This is a genomic window from Curtobacterium poinsettiae (genome assembly GCF_025677645.1).
GTDB lineage: Bacteria > Actinomycetota > Actinomycetes > Actinomycetales > Microbacteriaceae > Curtobacterium > Curtobacterium poinsettiae_A.
On the sequence record NZ_CP106879.1, the window covers coordinates 1107945 to 1123031 of the forward strand.

The 15087-nt window shown below is 71.2% G+C and carries 15 protein-coding genes; 11 read left to right on the forward strand and 4 right to left on the reverse strand.

Going from position 1 to position 15087, the window contains the following annotated elements; genetic code table 11:
• The first annotated feature begins 98 nt into the window (after nucleotides 1–98).
• The 6 genes from OE229_RS05500 (at nucleotide 99) to OE229_RS05525 (ending at nucleotide 5851) form a co-directional block, all read left to right on the forward strand.
• Nucleotides 99–1433: an adenylosuccinate synthase gene (locus OE229_RS05500; protein WP_017886319.1), complete on the forward strand. Its 1335-nt coding sequence runs from the start codon at nucleotides 99–101 to the stop codon at nucleotides 1431–1433.
• Nucleotides 1434–1435: 2 nt separating this feature from the next.
• Nucleotides 1436–1996, forward strand: coding sequence for an arsenate reductase/protein-tyrosine-phosphatase family protein (locus OE229_RS05505; RefSeq protein WP_262140088.1), 561 nt, complete (start codon nucleotides 1436–1438; stop codon nucleotides 1994–1996).
• A 175-nt stretch (nucleotides 1997–2171) separates the two neighbouring features.
• Nucleotides 2172–2663 carry an SRPBCC family protein gene (locus tag OE229_RS05510; RefSeq protein ID WP_262136847.1) on the forward strand — a complete coding sequence of 164 codons (492 nt, stop codon included), beginning with the start codon at nucleotides 2172–2174 and terminating at the stop codon, nucleotides 2661–2663.
• A gap of 188 nt (nucleotides 2664–2851) precedes the next feature.
• Nucleotides 2852–3826, forward strand: a complete 975-nt coding sequence (locus OE229_RS05515; protein ID WP_182064637.1) for a CPBP family intramembrane glutamic endopeptidase — start codon at nucleotides 2852–2854, stop codon at nucleotides 3824–3826.
• Complete coding sequence (locus OE229_RS05520; protein ID WP_262136850.1) at nucleotides 3813–5183, forward strand: sensor histidine kinase; 1371 nt, start codon at nucleotides 3813–3815, stop codon at nucleotides 5181–5183. Before OE229_RS05515 ends, OE229_RS05520 begins: the two co-directional genes overlap by 14 nt.
• Nucleotides 5180–5851, forward strand: a complete 672-nt coding sequence (locus OE229_RS05525; RefSeq protein WP_110892023.1) for a response regulator — start codon at nucleotides 5180–5182, stop codon at nucleotides 5849–5851. Before OE229_RS05520 ends, OE229_RS05525 begins: the two co-directional genes overlap by 4 nt.
• 25 nt (nucleotides 5852–5876) lie before the next feature.
• Here OE229_RS05525 and OE229_RS05530 read toward each other — a convergent pair whose 3' ends face one another.
• Both OE229_RS05530 and OE229_RS05535 read right to left on the reverse strand, forming a co-directional pair.
• Nucleotides 5877–6353, reverse strand: a complete 477-nt coding sequence (locus tag OE229_RS05530) for a hypothetical protein (RefSeq protein ID WP_262136851.1) — start codon at nucleotides 6351–6353, stop codon at nucleotides 5877–5879.
• Between the two features lie 32 nt (nucleotides 6354–6385).
• Nucleotides 6386–7024, reverse strand: a complete 639-nt coding sequence (locus OE229_RS05535; protein ID WP_209133057.1) for a GDSL-type esterase/lipase family protein — start codon at nucleotides 7022–7024, stop codon at nucleotides 6386–6388.
• A 293-nt stretch (nucleotides 7025–7317) separates the two neighbouring features.
• Between OE229_RS05535 and OE229_RS05540 the strand changes: the two genes are divergently transcribed.
• Nucleotides 7318–7956, forward strand: a complete 639-nt coding sequence (locus OE229_RS05540; protein WP_182064642.1) for a TetR/AcrR family transcriptional regulator — start codon at nucleotides 7318–7320, stop codon at nucleotides 7954–7956.
• Between the two features lie 185 nt (nucleotides 7957–8141).
• On the opposite strand, the gene OE229_RS05545 is transcribed toward OE229_RS05540, so the two are convergent.
• On the reverse strand, nucleotides 8142–9425 hold the full coding sequence (locus OE229_RS05545) for a PP2C family protein-serine/threonine phosphatase (RefSeq protein WP_182064643.1): 1284 nt from the start codon (nucleotides 9423–9425) through the stop codon (nucleotides 8142–8144).
• 74 nt (nucleotides 9426–9499) lie between these two features.
• Nucleotides 9500–10222: a CPBP family glutamic-type intramembrane protease gene (locus OE229_RS05550; protein ID WP_262136853.1), complete on the reverse strand. Its 723-nt coding sequence runs from the start codon at nucleotides 10220–10222 to the stop codon at nucleotides 9500–9502.
• Nucleotides 10223–10375: 153 nt separating this feature from the next.
• Here OE229_RS05550 and OE229_RS05555 point away from each other — a divergent pair, with 153 nt between their 5' ends.
• From OE229_RS05555 to OE229_RS05570, 4 genes are read left to right on the forward strand one after another with little or no spacing between them, the layout of a single operon-like run.
• Complete coding sequence (locus OE229_RS05555; RefSeq protein WP_262136855.1) at nucleotides 10376–11818, forward strand: tyrosine-protein kinase domain-containing protein; 1443 nt, start codon at nucleotides 10376–10378, stop codon at nucleotides 11816–11818.
• A 14-nt stretch (nucleotides 11819–11832) separates the two neighbouring features.
• The gene (locus OE229_RS05560; RefSeq protein WP_182064646.1) at nucleotides 11833–12780 is read left to right on the forward strand and encodes a beta propeller repeat protein; all 948 of its coding nucleotides are present in this window, start codon (nucleotides 11833–11835) and stop codon (nucleotides 12778–12780) included.
• A gap of 13 nt (nucleotides 12781–12793) precedes the next feature.
• Nucleotides 12794–14260 carry a sugar transferase gene (locus OE229_RS05565; protein WP_262136858.1) on the forward strand — a complete coding sequence of 489 codons (1467 nt, stop codon included), beginning with the start codon at nucleotides 12794–12796 and terminating at the stop codon, nucleotides 14258–14260.
• A complete protein-coding gene (locus OE229_RS05570) occupies nucleotides 14260–15066 on the forward strand; it encodes a WecB/TagA/CpsF family glycosyltransferase (protein WP_262136860.1) in 807 nt (268 codons plus the stop codon). Before OE229_RS05565 ends, OE229_RS05570 begins: the two co-directional genes overlap by 1 nt.
• The last annotated feature ends 21 nt before the right edge of the window (nucleotides 15067–15087 follow it).

Below are 15087 nucleotides of genomic sequence, written 5' to 3' on the forward strand. Positions count from 1 at the left end.
TCACAGCGGGTGACGCGCAGGTGACCAGCCGATAGACTCGGGTGGACCACCGGCCCGGACGGCCGTGTGCGGTCCTCCGCCAACGTGAGGAGAACCAGATGCCCGCAGCAGTCATCATCGGCGCCCAGTGGGGCGACGAGGGCAAGGGGAAGGCCACCGACCTCCTCGGCTCCCGCATCGACTACGTCGTGAAGTTCAACGGCGGCAACAACGCCGGCCACACCGTCGTCGTCGGCGGCGAGAAGTACGCCCTGCACCTGCTGCCCTCCGGCATCCTGACGCCCGGCGTGACCCCGATCATCGGCAACGGCGTCGTCGTCGACCTCGAGGTGCTGTTCCAGGAGCTCGACGCCCTGCGCGCCCGCGGCGTCGACGTCTCGAAGCTGCTCGTGTCGGCCAACGCCCACGTCATCACGCACTACCACCGCACCGTCGACAAGGTGACCGAGCGGTTCCTGGGCAAGCGCCAGATCGGCACGACCGGTCGCGGGATCGGCCCGACCTACGCCGACAAGATCAACCGCGTCGGCATCCGGATCCAGGACATCTTCGACGAGAACATCCTGCGGCAGAAGGTCGAAGCCGCGCTCGACCAGAAGAACCACCTGCTGGTCAAGGTCTTCAACCGCCGTGCGATCGACCCGGAAGAAGTCGTCGAGTCGCTGCTCTCGTTCGCCGAGCGCCTGCGCCCGATGGTCGCCGACACCGCCCTCGAGATCCACCGGGCGCTCGAGCGCGGCGAGACCGTCCTGTTCGAAGCCGGCCAGGCCACCATGCTCGACGTCGACCACGGCACCTACCCGTTCGTCACCTCGTCGTCCGCGACCGCCGGCGGCGCCGCGACCGGTTCGGGCATCGGGCCGGGCAAGCTCGAGCGGATCATCGGCATCGTCAAGGCGTACACGACCCGCGTCGGCGCCGGACCGTTCCCGACCGAGCTGTTCGACGAGTCCGGGGAGTTCCTGCGCGCGAACGGCTTCGAGTTCGGCACCACCACCGGCCGCCCGCGCCGCTGTGGCTGGTACGACGCCCCGATCGCCCGCTACACGGCACGCATCAACGGTGTGACCGACTTCGTGCTCACCAAGCTCGACGTCCTGACCGGGCTCGAGACGATCCCGGTGTGCGTCGCGTACGAGGTCGACGGCGTCCGCGTCGACGAGGTCCCGGTCAACCAGTCCGACTTCCACCACGCGAAGCCGGTGTACCAGGAGTTCCCCGGCTGGACCGAGGACATCACCGGGGCCCGTACCTTCGACGACCTGCCGAAGAACGCGCAGGACTACGTCCTGGCGATCGAGGCGATGTCCGGCGCACGGATCTCGGCGATCGGTGTCGGACCCGGCCGTGACGCCATCGTCGTGCGGCACGACCTGCTCGGCGACGACGAGCGTGCCGACCAGCGCGCCGGCGAGCGCACCGACGCAGCGTGACGATGCGGATCCTGTTCGTCTGCAGCGGCAACATCTGCCGGTCCCCGCTCGGCGCGCAGGTCCTGACGGCACGACTCGGCCCGGACGCTCCCGCGTTCGTGGTCGAGTCGGCTGGCACCATCGCCGACGACGGCGCCCCGATGGACGCTGTCGCGGCCGAGCAGTCCGTCCGGCTCGGCGGCGACCCCTCGGCCCACCGGTCGCGGTACCTGACGGCCGAGGTCGTCGAGCGCGCCGACCTGGTGCTGACCGCCGAGCGATCGCACCGTGCAGCCGCCGTCTCCCTGGCGCCCCGGGCGTCCAAGCGGACGTTCACGGTCAAGCAGTTCGCGCGGGTGCTCGCCGGCCTCGAGCCCGGTGACCTGGCCGACGTGACGACCCCGCAGCAGCTCGTGGAGCGCGTCGCCCGGCTGCGCGGAACGGTCCCGCCGCCCGCCGACCCGGCCGACGACGACGTGGACGACCCCTACCGTCGCTCGACGGCGACCCACCAGCGCGTCGCGGACGAGCTCGGTGCGGCGCTCGCGCTCATCGCCGACGCACTCCGGGCAACGCTGCGCTGACGCTGCGCACGGTGCGCGGTTGTTCGCCCGGTGCGAGGTCGGCGGCCTGGTGCAGGGCTGCAGCGGCGCACGGAGCGAGCAAGCTCGCGCGGGCCGAGGGGCACCGCACGGTGCGAGTCCGGCGACGCTCGCACGGGTCGGAGCGCGCAGCACCATGCACGTGCGAGGATGCCTCATGCCCGTCGTCGAGTCCCGCTGCGTCGTCCCGGTCGAGCCGTCGGTGGCCTTCGCCGTCTCGCAGACGCAGGGCGCAATCCGGAAGCGGTGGGACCCCTTCATCCGCCGCCAGCACCTGATGGACGGCGCGTCCGTGCCGGCGAAGGGCGTCCGGACGTACACGGTGCAGCGGTTCGGGCTGGCGATGGAGAGCGAGTACGTCTCGTACCACCCGCCGTCGAACGTGGGGATGAAGATGACGAAGGGCTCGTGGTTCTTCGAGCGCATGGGCGGAGGGTGGCACTTCCAGGCGGCGGAGGGGCAGCCCGGGCACACCCTCGCGATCTGGCGCTACAACTTCACCTGCCGGCCGCAGTGGCTCGCGCCGATCGCCGAGAGGATCGGCGTGCTGGTCTTGCAGCGGGACATCGACCGGCGCATCCTGGGGTTCGCCCGCGGCTGCGAGGACCCCGTCGTCCTGGCCCACGTGGCCGCCCAGCGCGCCGCCTGACCGGACCCGCGAGACGCCGGTGTCGTGCGGCTGCTCGTCGGTCCAAACGACGCGGCGTCGAGCGATGACGACGGCGTGTCCAGGAGTACCGAACCGCCCGATCGGCGCTTGCATCCTTCGATGGAACTCCCGCAGGTGCGTCCCGAAGCGGGTCGTCCCCGAGCGCGCTGGTTCCTAGCGTCGTGTGCATGACGAACACCACCGAAGTCCGGCCCACCGCCGGCACCGCAGCCCGTGACCGAGGGGGTGTCCGCGGCCTCATCGCCCGGCACCCGCTCGTGTCCTTCTTCACCATGGCACTCGGCCTGAGCTGGCTCGCGTGGGTGCCGTACATCCTGTCCCCGCACGGCATGGGCGTGTGGGACATCCACTTCCCCGAGGTCCTGGGCAGCGGACAGTTCACGGGCGTCCTGCCCGGGGCGCTCCTCGGCCCGTTGGGCAGCGCGTTCATCGTCACGGCGGTCGCCGACGGTCGCGCGGGGCTCCGCCGTTGGGTGGGACGGCTGTTCCGCTGGCGGGTCGCCTGGTACTGGTACGCACTGGCGCTCGTCGTCGTGCCGGCCCTGATCGTCGTGTCCGCGCTGCCCTTCGCCGGTGGTGACGTGCGGGCTCCCTCGGCCCTGGCCTTCGCCATGCTCGTGCCCGGGCTGATCATCCAGCTGTTCTCGACCGGCCTGAGCGAGGAGCCCGGCTGGCGCGACTTCGCCCTGCCCCGCCTGCAGCACCGCTTCGGGGGCCTCGGCGCCGCCGCGATCCTCGGCCCGATCTGGGCGCTCTGGCACATGCCGCTGTACTTCAGCGACTGGGGCGGCTGGCCGAACGCGCACTGGAGCGAGCCCGTCGTGTTCGCCCTGTTCACCATCACCTTCAACGTCGTGATGATCCAGGTCTTCAACAAGACCCGCGAGAGCCTGCCCCTGGCCCTGCTGCTGCACGTCGGCGTGAACAACACGATCTCGACGCTGTTCCCCGAGATGTACCCGAGCATGACCGCCGGCACGCTGATGATCGGCCTGACGATCATGTCGACGATCGCCGCCGCGGTGCTCCTGATCGCGACCCGTGGCCGCCTGGGCTACGACCCCGCGCGACGCGCCCTGCCCCTCGACGCCCCGGTCCCCGGTGACGCCCGTCTCGTAGGATCCAACGATGGCCTCCGCTGAGCACGACGCGCTGCGCGCACCGGCCGAGCCGGCAGCGCAGCCCGCGCGGCCGGCCCACCACCCCGCACAGCGCGACCGCCGCGTCGACGTCTTCGTCGCCCTCGGCACGGCCGTCGTCGCCGTCGGGCTGCTGCTCGGCCTGCCGCCCCTGGACGCCCTCGAGCCCGACGGTGCCGCCCTGGCGCTGCGTGTCCCCGCACCGTTCACCCTGGCGTGGACCGTCCTGGCCCTCGGCCTGCTGGCTCAGTCGGCCGCCCTCCTCGCCGCCCGTCGCGCGCCGCGCACCGTGCTGATCGTGGTCGCCGCCCTGCCGGTGGTGGTCGCGGCGCTCGCCCCGCAGTCGTCCGACCTGTTCGGCCTCACCGCGCTGCCCGTGGTCGTCGCGGTCGTCCTCGCCGCACTCCGCGTCCCGCTGGCCCGCCTGTGGCCGACGCTCCTGCTCGCCGGTGCGCTCGTCGCCGCCGGCAGCGCGGTGCTGGCCGCCGTCGCCGGTGGCGCCTTCCGCGGTGACTTCTCGACGGGCCTCGCCGGCTCGCTCGGGCAGGGCGTGCTGCAGGCGATCGGCGCGGTCGGCCTGCCCCTGCTGGTCACCCTGCTGGTGCAGTCCCGCCGCGAGGTCCGTGTCGCCCGCACCGCCGAGGCCAGCGCCGTGAACCGTGAACAGGACGCCCTGGTCGACGCCGCGGTGTCCCGCGAACGTGCCGCGATGGCCCGTGAACTCCACGACATCGCCGCGCACCACCTGTCCGGCATCGCCCTGATGGCCGCCGTCATCGACCGGCAGATCGACGCGGACCCGCAGCGCGCCCACGAGGGCGCCCGCCAGGTCCGTGAGCAGAGCACCGCCGTGCTCGAGGACCTGCGCCGCCTGGTCGGCCTGCTCCGCGACGACGCCCCAGCCGAGCGCGCCGTCGAGACGGTCGCCGGCATCGTCGACCTGACCGAACGTGCCCGGTTCCGCAGCGACGTCCGGCTCGACGTGCTGCCGGGGGACCGCCCGCTGGCCGACGGCGTCGGCCCGCTCGCGCAGCTCGCCGCCTACCGCACCGTCCAGGAGGCGCTGGCCAACGCCGCCCTGCACGCGCCGTCCGCCCCGTGCACCGTCACCATCGACGACCGCGACGCGACCCGGGTGGTGATCCGGGTGGAGAACGCTCCGGCCACCGTCCCGGCAGCGGGGACCTCTCCCTCGGGCGGCAACGGCCTGCGGGGGATGCGCGAGCGGGCGGACCTGGTCGGGGCGCGCCTCCAGACCGGCCCGACCGCGACCGGCGGATGGCTGGTGGAGCTGGCGCTCGGCCGGGAGGCACCTGCCGCACCCACGCAGGCCGCCGACGGCACCGGGGTGGTCGCGTGATCCGCGTGCTGGTCGCCGACGACCAGCCCCTGGTCCGCGCCGGGGTGTCCGCGCTCCTCGGTGCGGAGCCGGACATCGAGGTGGTCGGCGTGGCCGCCGACGGCGGCGAGGCGCTCGCGCTGGCGCGCGAGACACGACCCGACGTCGCCTGCCTGGACATCCGGATGCCGGTGATGAACGGCATCGAACTCGCCCGGATCTTCTGCGCACCGGACGCCGATCCGGCGATCCCCGCGCTCATGCTGACGACGTTCGACCTGGACGACTACGTGTTCGGGGCACTCGAGGCCGGTGCTTCCGGGTTCCTGCTCAAGGACGCCGAGCCGGACACCATCGTCGACGCCGTGCGGCAGGTCGCCGCCGGCAACGGCACGCTCGACCAGGCCCTGACCCGGCGGGTGCTGCGTGAGTTCGTGTCACGGCGGAGCCTGCAGCCGGTCTCCGGCGACCGGGCCGACGGCGTGCTGACCGCCCGCGAGCGCGAGGTGCTCCTGCTGCTGGCACAGGGGATGTCGAACGAGGAGATCGCCGCTGCGCTCGTGCTCGAGGTGTCGACCGTGAAGTCGCACCTGGCACGGATGCTGCCGAAGCTCGGCGTGCGGTCGCGGCTGCAGGCCGTGGTGTGGGCGTACCAGAACCGGATCGTGACGGTGCCGGAACAGCCGTAGCGGTGTTGGTCCGCGAGCCGCGGCGTCAGCCGGCGGGCTGCGGCTCGGCGGCGCCGGGGACGACGAGCTGCCAGACGTCGTCGTCTCCGTCGTGGGAGAGGTACAGGCGGAAGGTGCCCTCGTCGGCGAGGGGGTCGCCCGAGAGGTACTCGACCGGTTCGCCGCTCGTCTCGCACTGGTCCGAGGTGCTGATGACCTGGATCGTGTCGCCGGGGGCGGCGGCATCGCCCTTCGTGACGTCGGTGACCGTCGCCTCGTACACCCGGTAGATGCCCTGCGGTTCCACGGTGCGGTCGGTCTTGGTGACGTCGGCGTCGACGACGAGCTCAGCTGCGTCGCGGCGTTCGGCCGGCGTCCCCAGCTGGACGTAGTCGGTGCACCCGGTGCTCTGCAGGCCGTCGTCGTTGACCGACTGCACCCGGCTCTCGCTGCCACAGCCCGCCAGGGTGCCGCCGAGCACCACGACGAGTGCCACGACCGGTGCCATCCGTCCCCACTGCATGGGGCGAGTATGGCTCACGACACGAACGGGTGCTAGCCCGCTGCACCCTTGGCGCCCTCGGCGGCGATGTGGATCGCCTGCTGCATCCGGACCGAGACCTTCTTGGACATCGCGACCGTCGGGTGGACGCCGTCGTACGTGCGCGAGGACGGCCAGCCGCCGTCGAGCCGGCGGTCGGCTGCCCACGGGTCGACGAACATCCAACCGCGGGTCAGCGCGTGGTTCTGCAGGTCGCGGTTCAGGATCTCGCCGAGCTTGCGGCGGTCGATGTGGCTCTTGCCGTAGTTCGTGGTGTTCGACGGCGCGATCGCCGAGATGACGACGTGATCGGCGCCGGCCCGCGCGGCGATCTTGTCGATGTTCTGCAGGATGGACGCGGAACTGCGCTGGTAGCGCAGGTCGTTCGTGCCGGCCATGACGACCAGCACGTCGGCACCGTGGTGGGCGGTGTTGGCGAGGATCTTGGTCGTCGTCGCGCTGCCGATGGCCGTGCCGCCGACGTTGGTCATCGACGAGTCCTTCAGCTGCCGCATCCACGACTTCGGCATCTCGGTGATCGAGTCGCCGGCGTACGTCCACGTCAACTTCGTCGGGGCTGCGGCTGCAGCGGCCGTGCTGCCGACCGCGGTCTCCGGCGCAGCAGGGGTGACGGCTGCCGTCGGCGTTGTCACCGGAGCCGGTGTCCCTGTCGGGGTCGGGGCAGGACTCGGGGTGAGCACTGAGCCGGCGGCGACGGCGAGCGTTGCTGCCGCGGCGAGGAAGGGGACGCTGGTGAGGAACTGGAGGCGCGGCAACGTGATCTTTCGTTTCGGGTGCGAACCAAACCACCCTAGAAGCTGTACGGCGGCTCATCTTCCCCCAGGTGGGGGGACACCGCGCCAGACCATGCGTGGCACTGTCCGGGGAACGCGCGTTCCCGTTCGGGGGACTGTGCACGGGCGCGTCGGGCTGGTGAGGTGTATAAATGCACATCGAAACGCCGCCGATGCCCGTCCTCGACGACACCGCCCTCCGTGGCGAGGTCATCCACGGGATGATCACCGCGCTGCGCTCCCGGCCGCTGCACGAGGTGACCCCCGAGGTCGTCGCGGCAGCGGCTGGCGTGTCCATCGACGTCGTCGACCGCACGTTCCCGAGCTGGGACGGCCTGCTGCTCGCCACGATCGACCGGTGGAACGAGGACCGCACCGTGCCGCTCATGCCCCTGGCCGAGCAGCACGGCACCATCCGGTTCCTCCGTGCGATCGTCACCGCGAACGTGGCCGACCCGTCGCTCATGCGGTTCCTGACGGCGACGCTGAACATCGCGGCGTCGCCCGAGCACCCGCTCGCGCCGATGCTGCACGCCCGGTGGCGTCGTTTCCACGCCTTCGTGCAGCACGCGCTCGAGCGCGACGTGATGCTCGGGCGGGAGCCCGGGACGATGGAGCCGGCCCGAGGATCGGAGCAGTTGCTCGCGACCTACGAGGGACTGCAGCTGCAGTCGATGGTGCGGCCGGAGATGGACCTGCTCGAGGCCTTCGACCGCGCCGTGACGCGTCTGCGCGAGGGCTGGTCCCGCGCCTACGTGCCGCCCGTCTGGGACCTCGACCTGGTCCACTGAGCCGCCGGGGTGGCCCGGCTGGTCACTCCCCACAGACCGAGGACGCTAGGGCGTCCGAGGGCAGACGCTCACCGTCTGCACGCGTCGCCGCACGATTCGGGTTCGAGCGGCGGCGCGTACCAATCTCTGCAGGTGTCCGTGCGTTCCGCACCGCTCGACGGTCGCCGTGCGCTCGTTCCGCGCCGTCAGTCCGCGTGCATCGCGAGCGGTCGCTCCGTGTCCACCTCGACCGGCTGCCGGCGGATCGCGATCACCGTGACGTCGTCGTCGTGCGGCACCTCGTCGGCACGGGCCGACAGTGCGAGGACGACCGCGTGCGGGTCGCGGCCGGCGCGCGCGATCGCCGCGACGGAGTCGATCGTGTCGTCCAGGTCGTCGTACAGGTCGAGCACGCCGTCGCTGAACGAGACGAGCAGGTCACCCGGTTCGAGCGCACCGTCGGCCGTCGCCCACTCCTCGCGGATGCCGAGCCCGAGCGGCATGTCACCGGACCGCAGCCGGTCGACGTGTCCGTCGGCGCGCAGGACGAAGCTCAGCCCGTGCCCGGCGTCCGACCAACGGAGCGTGCCGTCGTCGGAGATCCGGGCGTGGAACAGCGTGGTGAAGGCGAGGTCGGGCCCGATGCCCTCCGCGGACAGACCGTCGGACGCCCGCTTCAGCGCCTCGGCGGGGTCCTCGACCGTCCGGGCACTGCGCAGGGTCGATCGCACCGCGGCCGCGATCAAACCCGCGCCGACACCCTTCCCCATGACGTCGCCGAGGGTCACCGCGACACCGGTCGGGGTCGGGTACCAGTCGAAGAAGTCGCCGCCCACACTCCGGGCCGGCAGGCAGGCACCCGCGACGACGACGTCCTCGGTGATGCGGCCGGTCGTCGTCGGGAGCAGCGATCGTTGCACCGCGGCGGCCCGGTCGATCTCGGCGCGGACCTTGCCCTCGCGGTCCTGCGCGACCCGGACGCTCCGGCGTGCGCGTCTCGAGAGCTCGTGCACCACCACCGCGACCGTGCCGAACACCGCGACCGTGATCGTCAGCCGAGCGAGCTCGCTCACCGCGGGGGCGTCGTCCGGCGTCAGGACGTAGGGGGCGAGGATGACGGCGGCGACGCCCAGGAGCGAGAAGACCACGTTGCGGCGGCCGTCGAGCGACGACCACCAGACGACGGGCAGCACCACGAGCGAGGTGAAGACCGACGCGCCGGAGCCGGTCCCGGTGCGCAGCAGCGCGATGGTCACGAAGTCCAGGCACAGCAACACCGGCACGAGCGCTCCGGCGCGGGGCAGGACGAGGGGGACCGCGCTCATCACCGTGGCGACCGCCGTACCGATCAGGCTCGCGAGGAAGAGCTCCGCCGAGGTGATCTCGAGCGTCGGCACGACCACCGTGAGCACAGCCGACACCACCAGCAGGCCACTGATCGGAGCCTGACGGACGAGGGGTGATTCGACGATGCTGGTTGGGCGAGTCATGCTCAGTGCAGGTTAGTGGTCCGAGCCTGCGGAAGTCCGTCGTCGCCTCGATCTGGGGGTGGGCTCGTGACCGCTCAGCGCGGCCAGGTGGCGACGACCGCGACCGCGTTGAACAGCACGTGCGCCAGGATCGCGCCGCCGATGCGGTCGGTCATCGCGACGAGCGTGCCGGTGAGCAGGCCGAGCAGGAACGTCGTCACGAACACCTGGAAGCCGCCGAGCAACGTGCCACCAGCGCCGAGCAGCAGGTGGAGCAGCGCGAACAGGAACGCCGTGACCACCACCGCCAGGAACCGGGTGCGGGGCGTGAGCTCGGCGGCGAGCCGGCGCTGGAACAGCCCGCGGAACACCACTTCCTCGAGCACCGGGCTGACGACGACGATGCCGATCGCCGACACGAGCAGCAGCCCGACGTCGGGCGTGCCGAGGGACGGTGCGGGGACCAGCCCGGTCGACCCGGTGAACGCGATCGACATGAAGACGTCCACCGCGCGGCACACGATCACGATGCCGATCGCGAAGACGACGATCCCCAGGTCGAGCCGGAGCCGCGACACCATCGCCGCACGCGGGGTCCGACGGAGCACCACGGCGGCCGCGACGACGAGCGGCACCCACACGGCGGCGTCCGCGGCGAGCACCTGCAGGACCGGCGAGGGGATGCCCCCAGTCCGGGTGACCTGTCCGACGATCCGGGTCAGGATCACGGCGACGCCGAGTGCGACGAGGATGACGACGAGGTCCCGCTGCCGCCGCACGCTGGGCTCGGTGGTGGGCGTGGCCGACTCGGAGCGCATGGGGCCACCGTAGAGGACACCGCGCGCCGGATGGCGACTTCCCCCGAGGAGTGCTCGTTCCTGTGGCACTATTTGTATGCCGTGCACTGGGAGTACCCCGGCGCGCCTGTGTCGGGACCACGGGGGACGGCCATGATCGGGGAAGGCAAAGGCGTGGAACTCCGCGACTACATCACGGTGCTCCGCAAGGGATGGGTACTGATCGTCGTACTCGCCCTGGTGGGAGTGGCCGCAGCCGCAGGGTTCTCCCTGCTGAAGAAGCCGGTCTACTCGGCATCGGCGCAGGTCTTCGTCTCCACGGAGACGTCCGGCAGCGCGAGCGACCTGGCCCAGGGCAACACGTTCACCCAGCAGCGGGTGCTGACCTACTCGAACCTGGTGTCGACGCCGATCGTGCTGCTGCCGGTCATCTCGTCCCTCGGGCTCGACATGAACGCCGACCAGCTCGCGACGATGGTGTCGGCGACGGCACCGACGAGCACCACCCTCATCTCCATCTCGGTGGAGGGCACCGACCCGGTGCAGGCCGCCGACATCGCGAACGCGACCTCGCAGAGCCTGACCAACGTCGTGCAGGACATCGAGGCCACCGACGCGAGCGGCAAGAGCACGGTCAAGCTCACCCGCGTGAAGCAGGCCGACGTGCCGAGCGTCCCCGTCAGCCCGAACGTGCCCGTCAACGTCGCGCTCGGGCTGCTCGTCGGCCTCGCGCTGGGCGTCGGCATCGCCGTGCTGCGCGAGACCCTGGACAACCGGGTGCGCACCGAGCTCGACGTCGAGAAGATCAGCGACAAGCCGGTCGTGGGTGGGATCGCCTTCGACGCCAAGGCCGCCGAACGCCCGCTCATCGTGCAGGTCGACCCGCGCAGCCCCCGTGCCGAGTCGTTCCGCACGCTCCGCACCAACCTGCAGTTCCTCGACATCGGCAGCGGTGCCCGCACCTTCGTCATGACGTCGTCGATGCAGTCCGAGGGCAAGAGCACCACCGTCGCGAACCTGGCGATCGCCCTGGACAGCGCCGGGTTCCGGGTCATCCTGATCGACGCCGACCTGCGTCGCCCCCGCGTCGCCGAGTACATGGACGTCGAGGGCAACGCCGGTCTGACGGACGTGCTCATCGGCCGCGCCGACCTGGAGGACGTCGCCCACCCGTGGGGTCGCGGCAAGCTCGTCGTCCTGCCCGCCGGACCGATCCCGCCGAACCCGTCCGAGCTGCTCGGGTCCCGCGCCATGCAGGACCTGATCGAACGGCTCGAGCAGCAGTTCGACTACGTGCTGTTCGACGCCCCGCCGCTGCTGCCCGTCACCGACGCGGCGATCCTGGCCAAGAAGGCCTCCGGCGCGATCGTCGCGGTCGCCTCGGGACAGACGCTGAAGGGCCAGCTGGCCGCCGCCGTCGCGACGCTCGAGAACGTCGGCGCCCCGATCTCCGGCTTCGTCATCACGAAGATGCCGCTCAAGGGCCCCGGCGCCTACGGCTACGGACGCTACGGCTACGGGTACGGCTACGGTCAGGACGAGGACACGACCCCGACGGTCAACCCGCCGAAGCGGGTCGGCAAGAAGCTCGGCGTGCTCCGCCGCGCCGGACGCTGAACGGGGACACCCACATGAAGACTCGCCGGGGGACCCGAAGCCTCGGCCGCGCACTGCCCCGGACCACGCTCATCCTGGTCGCCGTGGTGGTGGTGGCGCTGATCGTCGTCGACGTCGTGCTCGTGGCGCTCGCCCTGGGCCGCACGGCCCCCGAGGAGAACGGACCCGCCGGCCCCATCCCCACCTTCTCGGGGACGCCGGACCGGCGCGAGACACCGCGACCGAGCGCGTCTGCCGACGCAGACGCCGCTGCGACCAAGCAGCAGGGTCGCCGCCTGTTGGCAGCGGTCGACGGCCAGGAGGCGTGGCGCGCGTCCGGCGGGTCGTGCGGCGGCCCGCGGCCGGTACTGGAACACTCCGTGGACGGCGGGGCGACGTGGGTCCCGGTGGGACTCGGGACGGATGTCGGATCGCTCATGGCGATCCGGGCCTCCAGCGCGGAGCTCTCGATCTTGGCGGGCGTCGGCGACGACTGCACCACGACGGCGCGGACCAGCACCGACGCCGGCGTGACGTGGGAAGCCGGGGCGCCCGGCGCCGCCGGCGCCGGCATCAGCACCGACGGCGTCGTGCTCGCGAGCGGGACGGAGCAGGCGCCGTGCGCCGACCCGATCGACGCGTTCCAGGGGGAGCAGACCGCGGTCGTCATCTGCGACGGCCAGCTCGAGTGGCGCACCGGCGATGCCGCGTGGGTCGACGTGCCGATGGGCGGCATCCGTTCGATCGGCGTCGACGGTGGCAACTACACCCTCGCCCGGGTCGGCGCAGCAGCCTGCGACGGCGTGCAGATCGAGACCATGTCCGCGTCGGACGTGACGCCCTCGTCGTCGACCACGCCGATCGGCTGTGCCGACGGCGCGGACACCGACGACACGGTCACCATCGACCGTGCCGGGCAGGACGTGTGGCTGTGGGACGGCACGACCGTCCGGGTCTCGTCGGACGGTGGCGCGACGTGGTGACCGGGTCGTCCTCGTGACAGCGGACGCGCTCCGCGCACCGCGCGCCGTGGGCGCCACCGACGAGTGGAGCCGCACGTACTCGCGCCGCGTGCTCTTCACCGACCTGCTGGCGCTGATCTGGGTCGTCTTCGGTGTGCAGATCGCCTGGCTCGGACTCGAGTCGAACCTGGCGACCAACACCGCCGACCTGCGGCTGAGCTACTCCGCGATCTCCATCGTCGTGATCGTCGTGTGGATGAGCGCGCTCGCCCTGTACGACACCCGCGGTGCGCGGGTGATCGGTGTCGGCAGCACCGAGTACCGCCTGGTCGCAGACTCCAGCGTCCGCGTGTTCGGCCTGCTCGCGATCGCAGCGTTCCTGTTGCACGTCGACCTGGCCCGTGGCTACGTGCTCATCGCGTTCCCGATCGGGATCCTCGTCCTCCTGCTGTCGCGGTGGATCTGGCGCCAGTGGCTGGTCGCCCAGCGTCAGCAGGGCGCCTACTCGGCGACCGTGCTGCTCGTCGGGTCACCGGCCAGCGTGCTGCACATCGGCCGCGAACTCGCGCGTTCCCCCGAAGCCGGCTACCGCGTGGTCGGGGCGGTCGTGTCGACGAACCACCGCGGTCTGCTGACGGGTTCGACCATCCAGAGCCACGGCGGCTTCGACGACGTCGGCTCCGCGCTGCGCGAGACCGGTGCCGACACGGTCGTGATCACCAGCTCCGACGACCTGCCGCCGGAGCGCGTCCGCGAACTCAGCTGGTCGCTCGAGCCGGGCCGGCAGCACCTGGTGGTCGCGCCGAGCCTGACCGACATCGGTGGTCCCCGCATCCACACCCGGCCGGTGCAGGGCCTGCCGCTCATCCATGTCGAGACGCCGACGTACTCGGGGCGCAAGCTCTACACGAAGCGGGCCTTCGACCTGATCGGTGCCGCGCTGCTCGTCGTCGTCCTGTCGCCGCTGCTGCTCGTGCTCGCCGTGCTGGTGAAGACCACCTCGACCGGTCCGGTCTTCTTCCGGCAGGAGCGCGTCGGCCTGAACGGCAGCACCTTCCGGATGATCAAGTTCCGATCGATGGTCGTCGACGCCGAGGAACGCCTGCAGGAGCTCAGCGCTCTCGACCGGGCCGAGGGCAACGACGTGCTGTTCAAGATGCGGAACGACCCCCGGGTCACCCGGGTCGGCGGGTTCATGCGCCGCTACAGCCTGGACGAGGTGCCGCAGCTGTTCAACGTCCTGGCCGGCAGCATGTCGCTCGTCGGACCCCGGCCGCCGCTGGCTCGCGAGGTCGCCCGCTACGACACACACGTCCACCGTCGGTTCCTGGTGAAGCCCGGCATGACCGGCCTGTGGCAGGTGAGCGGTCGGTCCGACCTGTCGTGGGAGGATTCGGTGCGGCTCGATCTGTACTACGTGGAGAACTGGTCGATCGTGGCCGACCTCCTCATCCTCTGGAAGACCTTCAAGGCAATCGCCAACAGCCGGGGTGCGTACTGATGGTTACTCACCGCGATGTCCTGCCCGACGGCGGGGACAAAGCCAGTCCCCGCGACACCCTGCTGGCTCTTCCCACGGTGCGTGCGGCGGGCGTACCACTGGTCGCCATACCTGGCTCGAAGATCCTCGACGAGCTGAGGCTGATCGCCGATCACCTGGACGATGCGGGAGTGCCGGTCCATTTCGTCAACGCGTACACCGTCTCGCTGACCGCTGATGAGCGCTACTTGCGCGTGTTCCAGTCGGACGGGCTGAACATCGCCGATGGGACGCCCCTCGCTTGGATCGCCCGTCGGACGAGTGGCCAGGTGGCACATCTGCGCGGGCCAGATGCGTTCCGTGAACTGCTTTCGTCGAACCCGTCGCACGGTATCCGACACTTCCTTCTCGGCGGAAGTGATGCCTCGCTGGCCCGTCTTGAACAGGCAATCGCGCGGGACTATCCCGACGCAGTGGTGGTGGGGTCGTTCAGCCCCCCGTTCACCGACTTCGAAGCAAGCGATCGGGAAACGATTGACTCGTTGATCCGGGAGTCGGGGGCGAACATGCTGTGGGTCGGAATCGGGACTCCCAAGCAGGACTACGAGGTCCAGAGACTCGCCGAGCGGCACCCCGCGGTCGTGTTGGCGGTGGGAGCCGCCTTCAACTTCGTGTCCGGAGACGTTGTCGAAGCTCCGAGACTGTGGCGCCGCACGGGCCTGGAATGGTTGTACCGGCTCTTCCGCGAGCCACGACGCCTCTGGCGACGGTACTTGCTGGGCAACGTGCGGTTCTTGCTCCTCGCCCTTCGGAGACGACGTGGCTGAGGCAGGCGCGGACGTTGTCGT

What these genes read in the sequence shown, in the direction of transcription:
- OE229_RS05570 (WP_262136860.1), top strand. Translation starts at nt 14,260, where the DNA reads ATGGTTACTCACCGCGATGTCCTGCCCGACGGCGGGGACAAAGCCAGT.
- OE229_RS05505 (WP_262140088.1), top strand. Translation starts at nt 1,436, where the DNA reads ATGCGGATCCTGTTCGTCTGCAGCGGCAACATCTGCCGGTCCCCGCTC.
- OE229_RS05510 (WP_262136847.1), top strand. Translation starts at nt 2,172, where the DNA reads ATGCCCGTCGTCGAGTCCCGCTGCGTCGTCCCGGTCGAGCCGTCGGTG.
- OE229_RS05550 (WP_262136853.1), bottom strand. Translation starts at nt 10,222, where the DNA reads ATGCGCTCCGAGTCGGCCACGCCCACCACCGAGCCCAGCGTGCGGCGG.
- OE229_RS05545 (WP_182064643.1), bottom strand. Translation starts at nt 9,425, where the DNA reads ATGACTCGCCCAACCAGCATCGTCGAATCACCCCTCGTCCGTCAGGCT.
- OE229_RS05500 (WP_017886319.1), top strand. Translation starts at nt 99, where the DNA reads ATGCCCGCAGCAGTCATCATCGGCGCCCAGTGGGGCGACGAGGGCAAG.
- OE229_RS05520 (WP_262136850.1), top strand. Translation starts at nt 3,813, where the DNA reads ATGGCCTCCGCTGAGCACGACGCGCTGCGCGCACCGGCCGAGCCGGCA.
- OE229_RS05540 (WP_182064642.1), top strand. Translation starts at nt 7,318, where the DNA reads ATGCACATCGAAACGCCGCCGATGCCCGTCCTCGACGACACCGCCCTC.
- OE229_RS05515 (WP_182064637.1), top strand. Translation starts at nt 2,852, where the DNA reads ATGACGAACACCACCGAAGTCCGGCCCACCGCCGGCACCGCAGCCCGT.
- OE229_RS05530 (WP_262136851.1), bottom strand. Translation starts at nt 6,353, where the DNA reads ATGCAGTGGGGACGGATGGCACCGGTCGTGGCACTCGTCGTGGTGCTC.
- OE229_RS05560 (WP_182064646.1), top strand. Translation starts at nt 11,833, where the DNA reads ATGAAGACTCGCCGGGGGACCCGAAGCCTCGGCCGCGCACTGCCCCGG.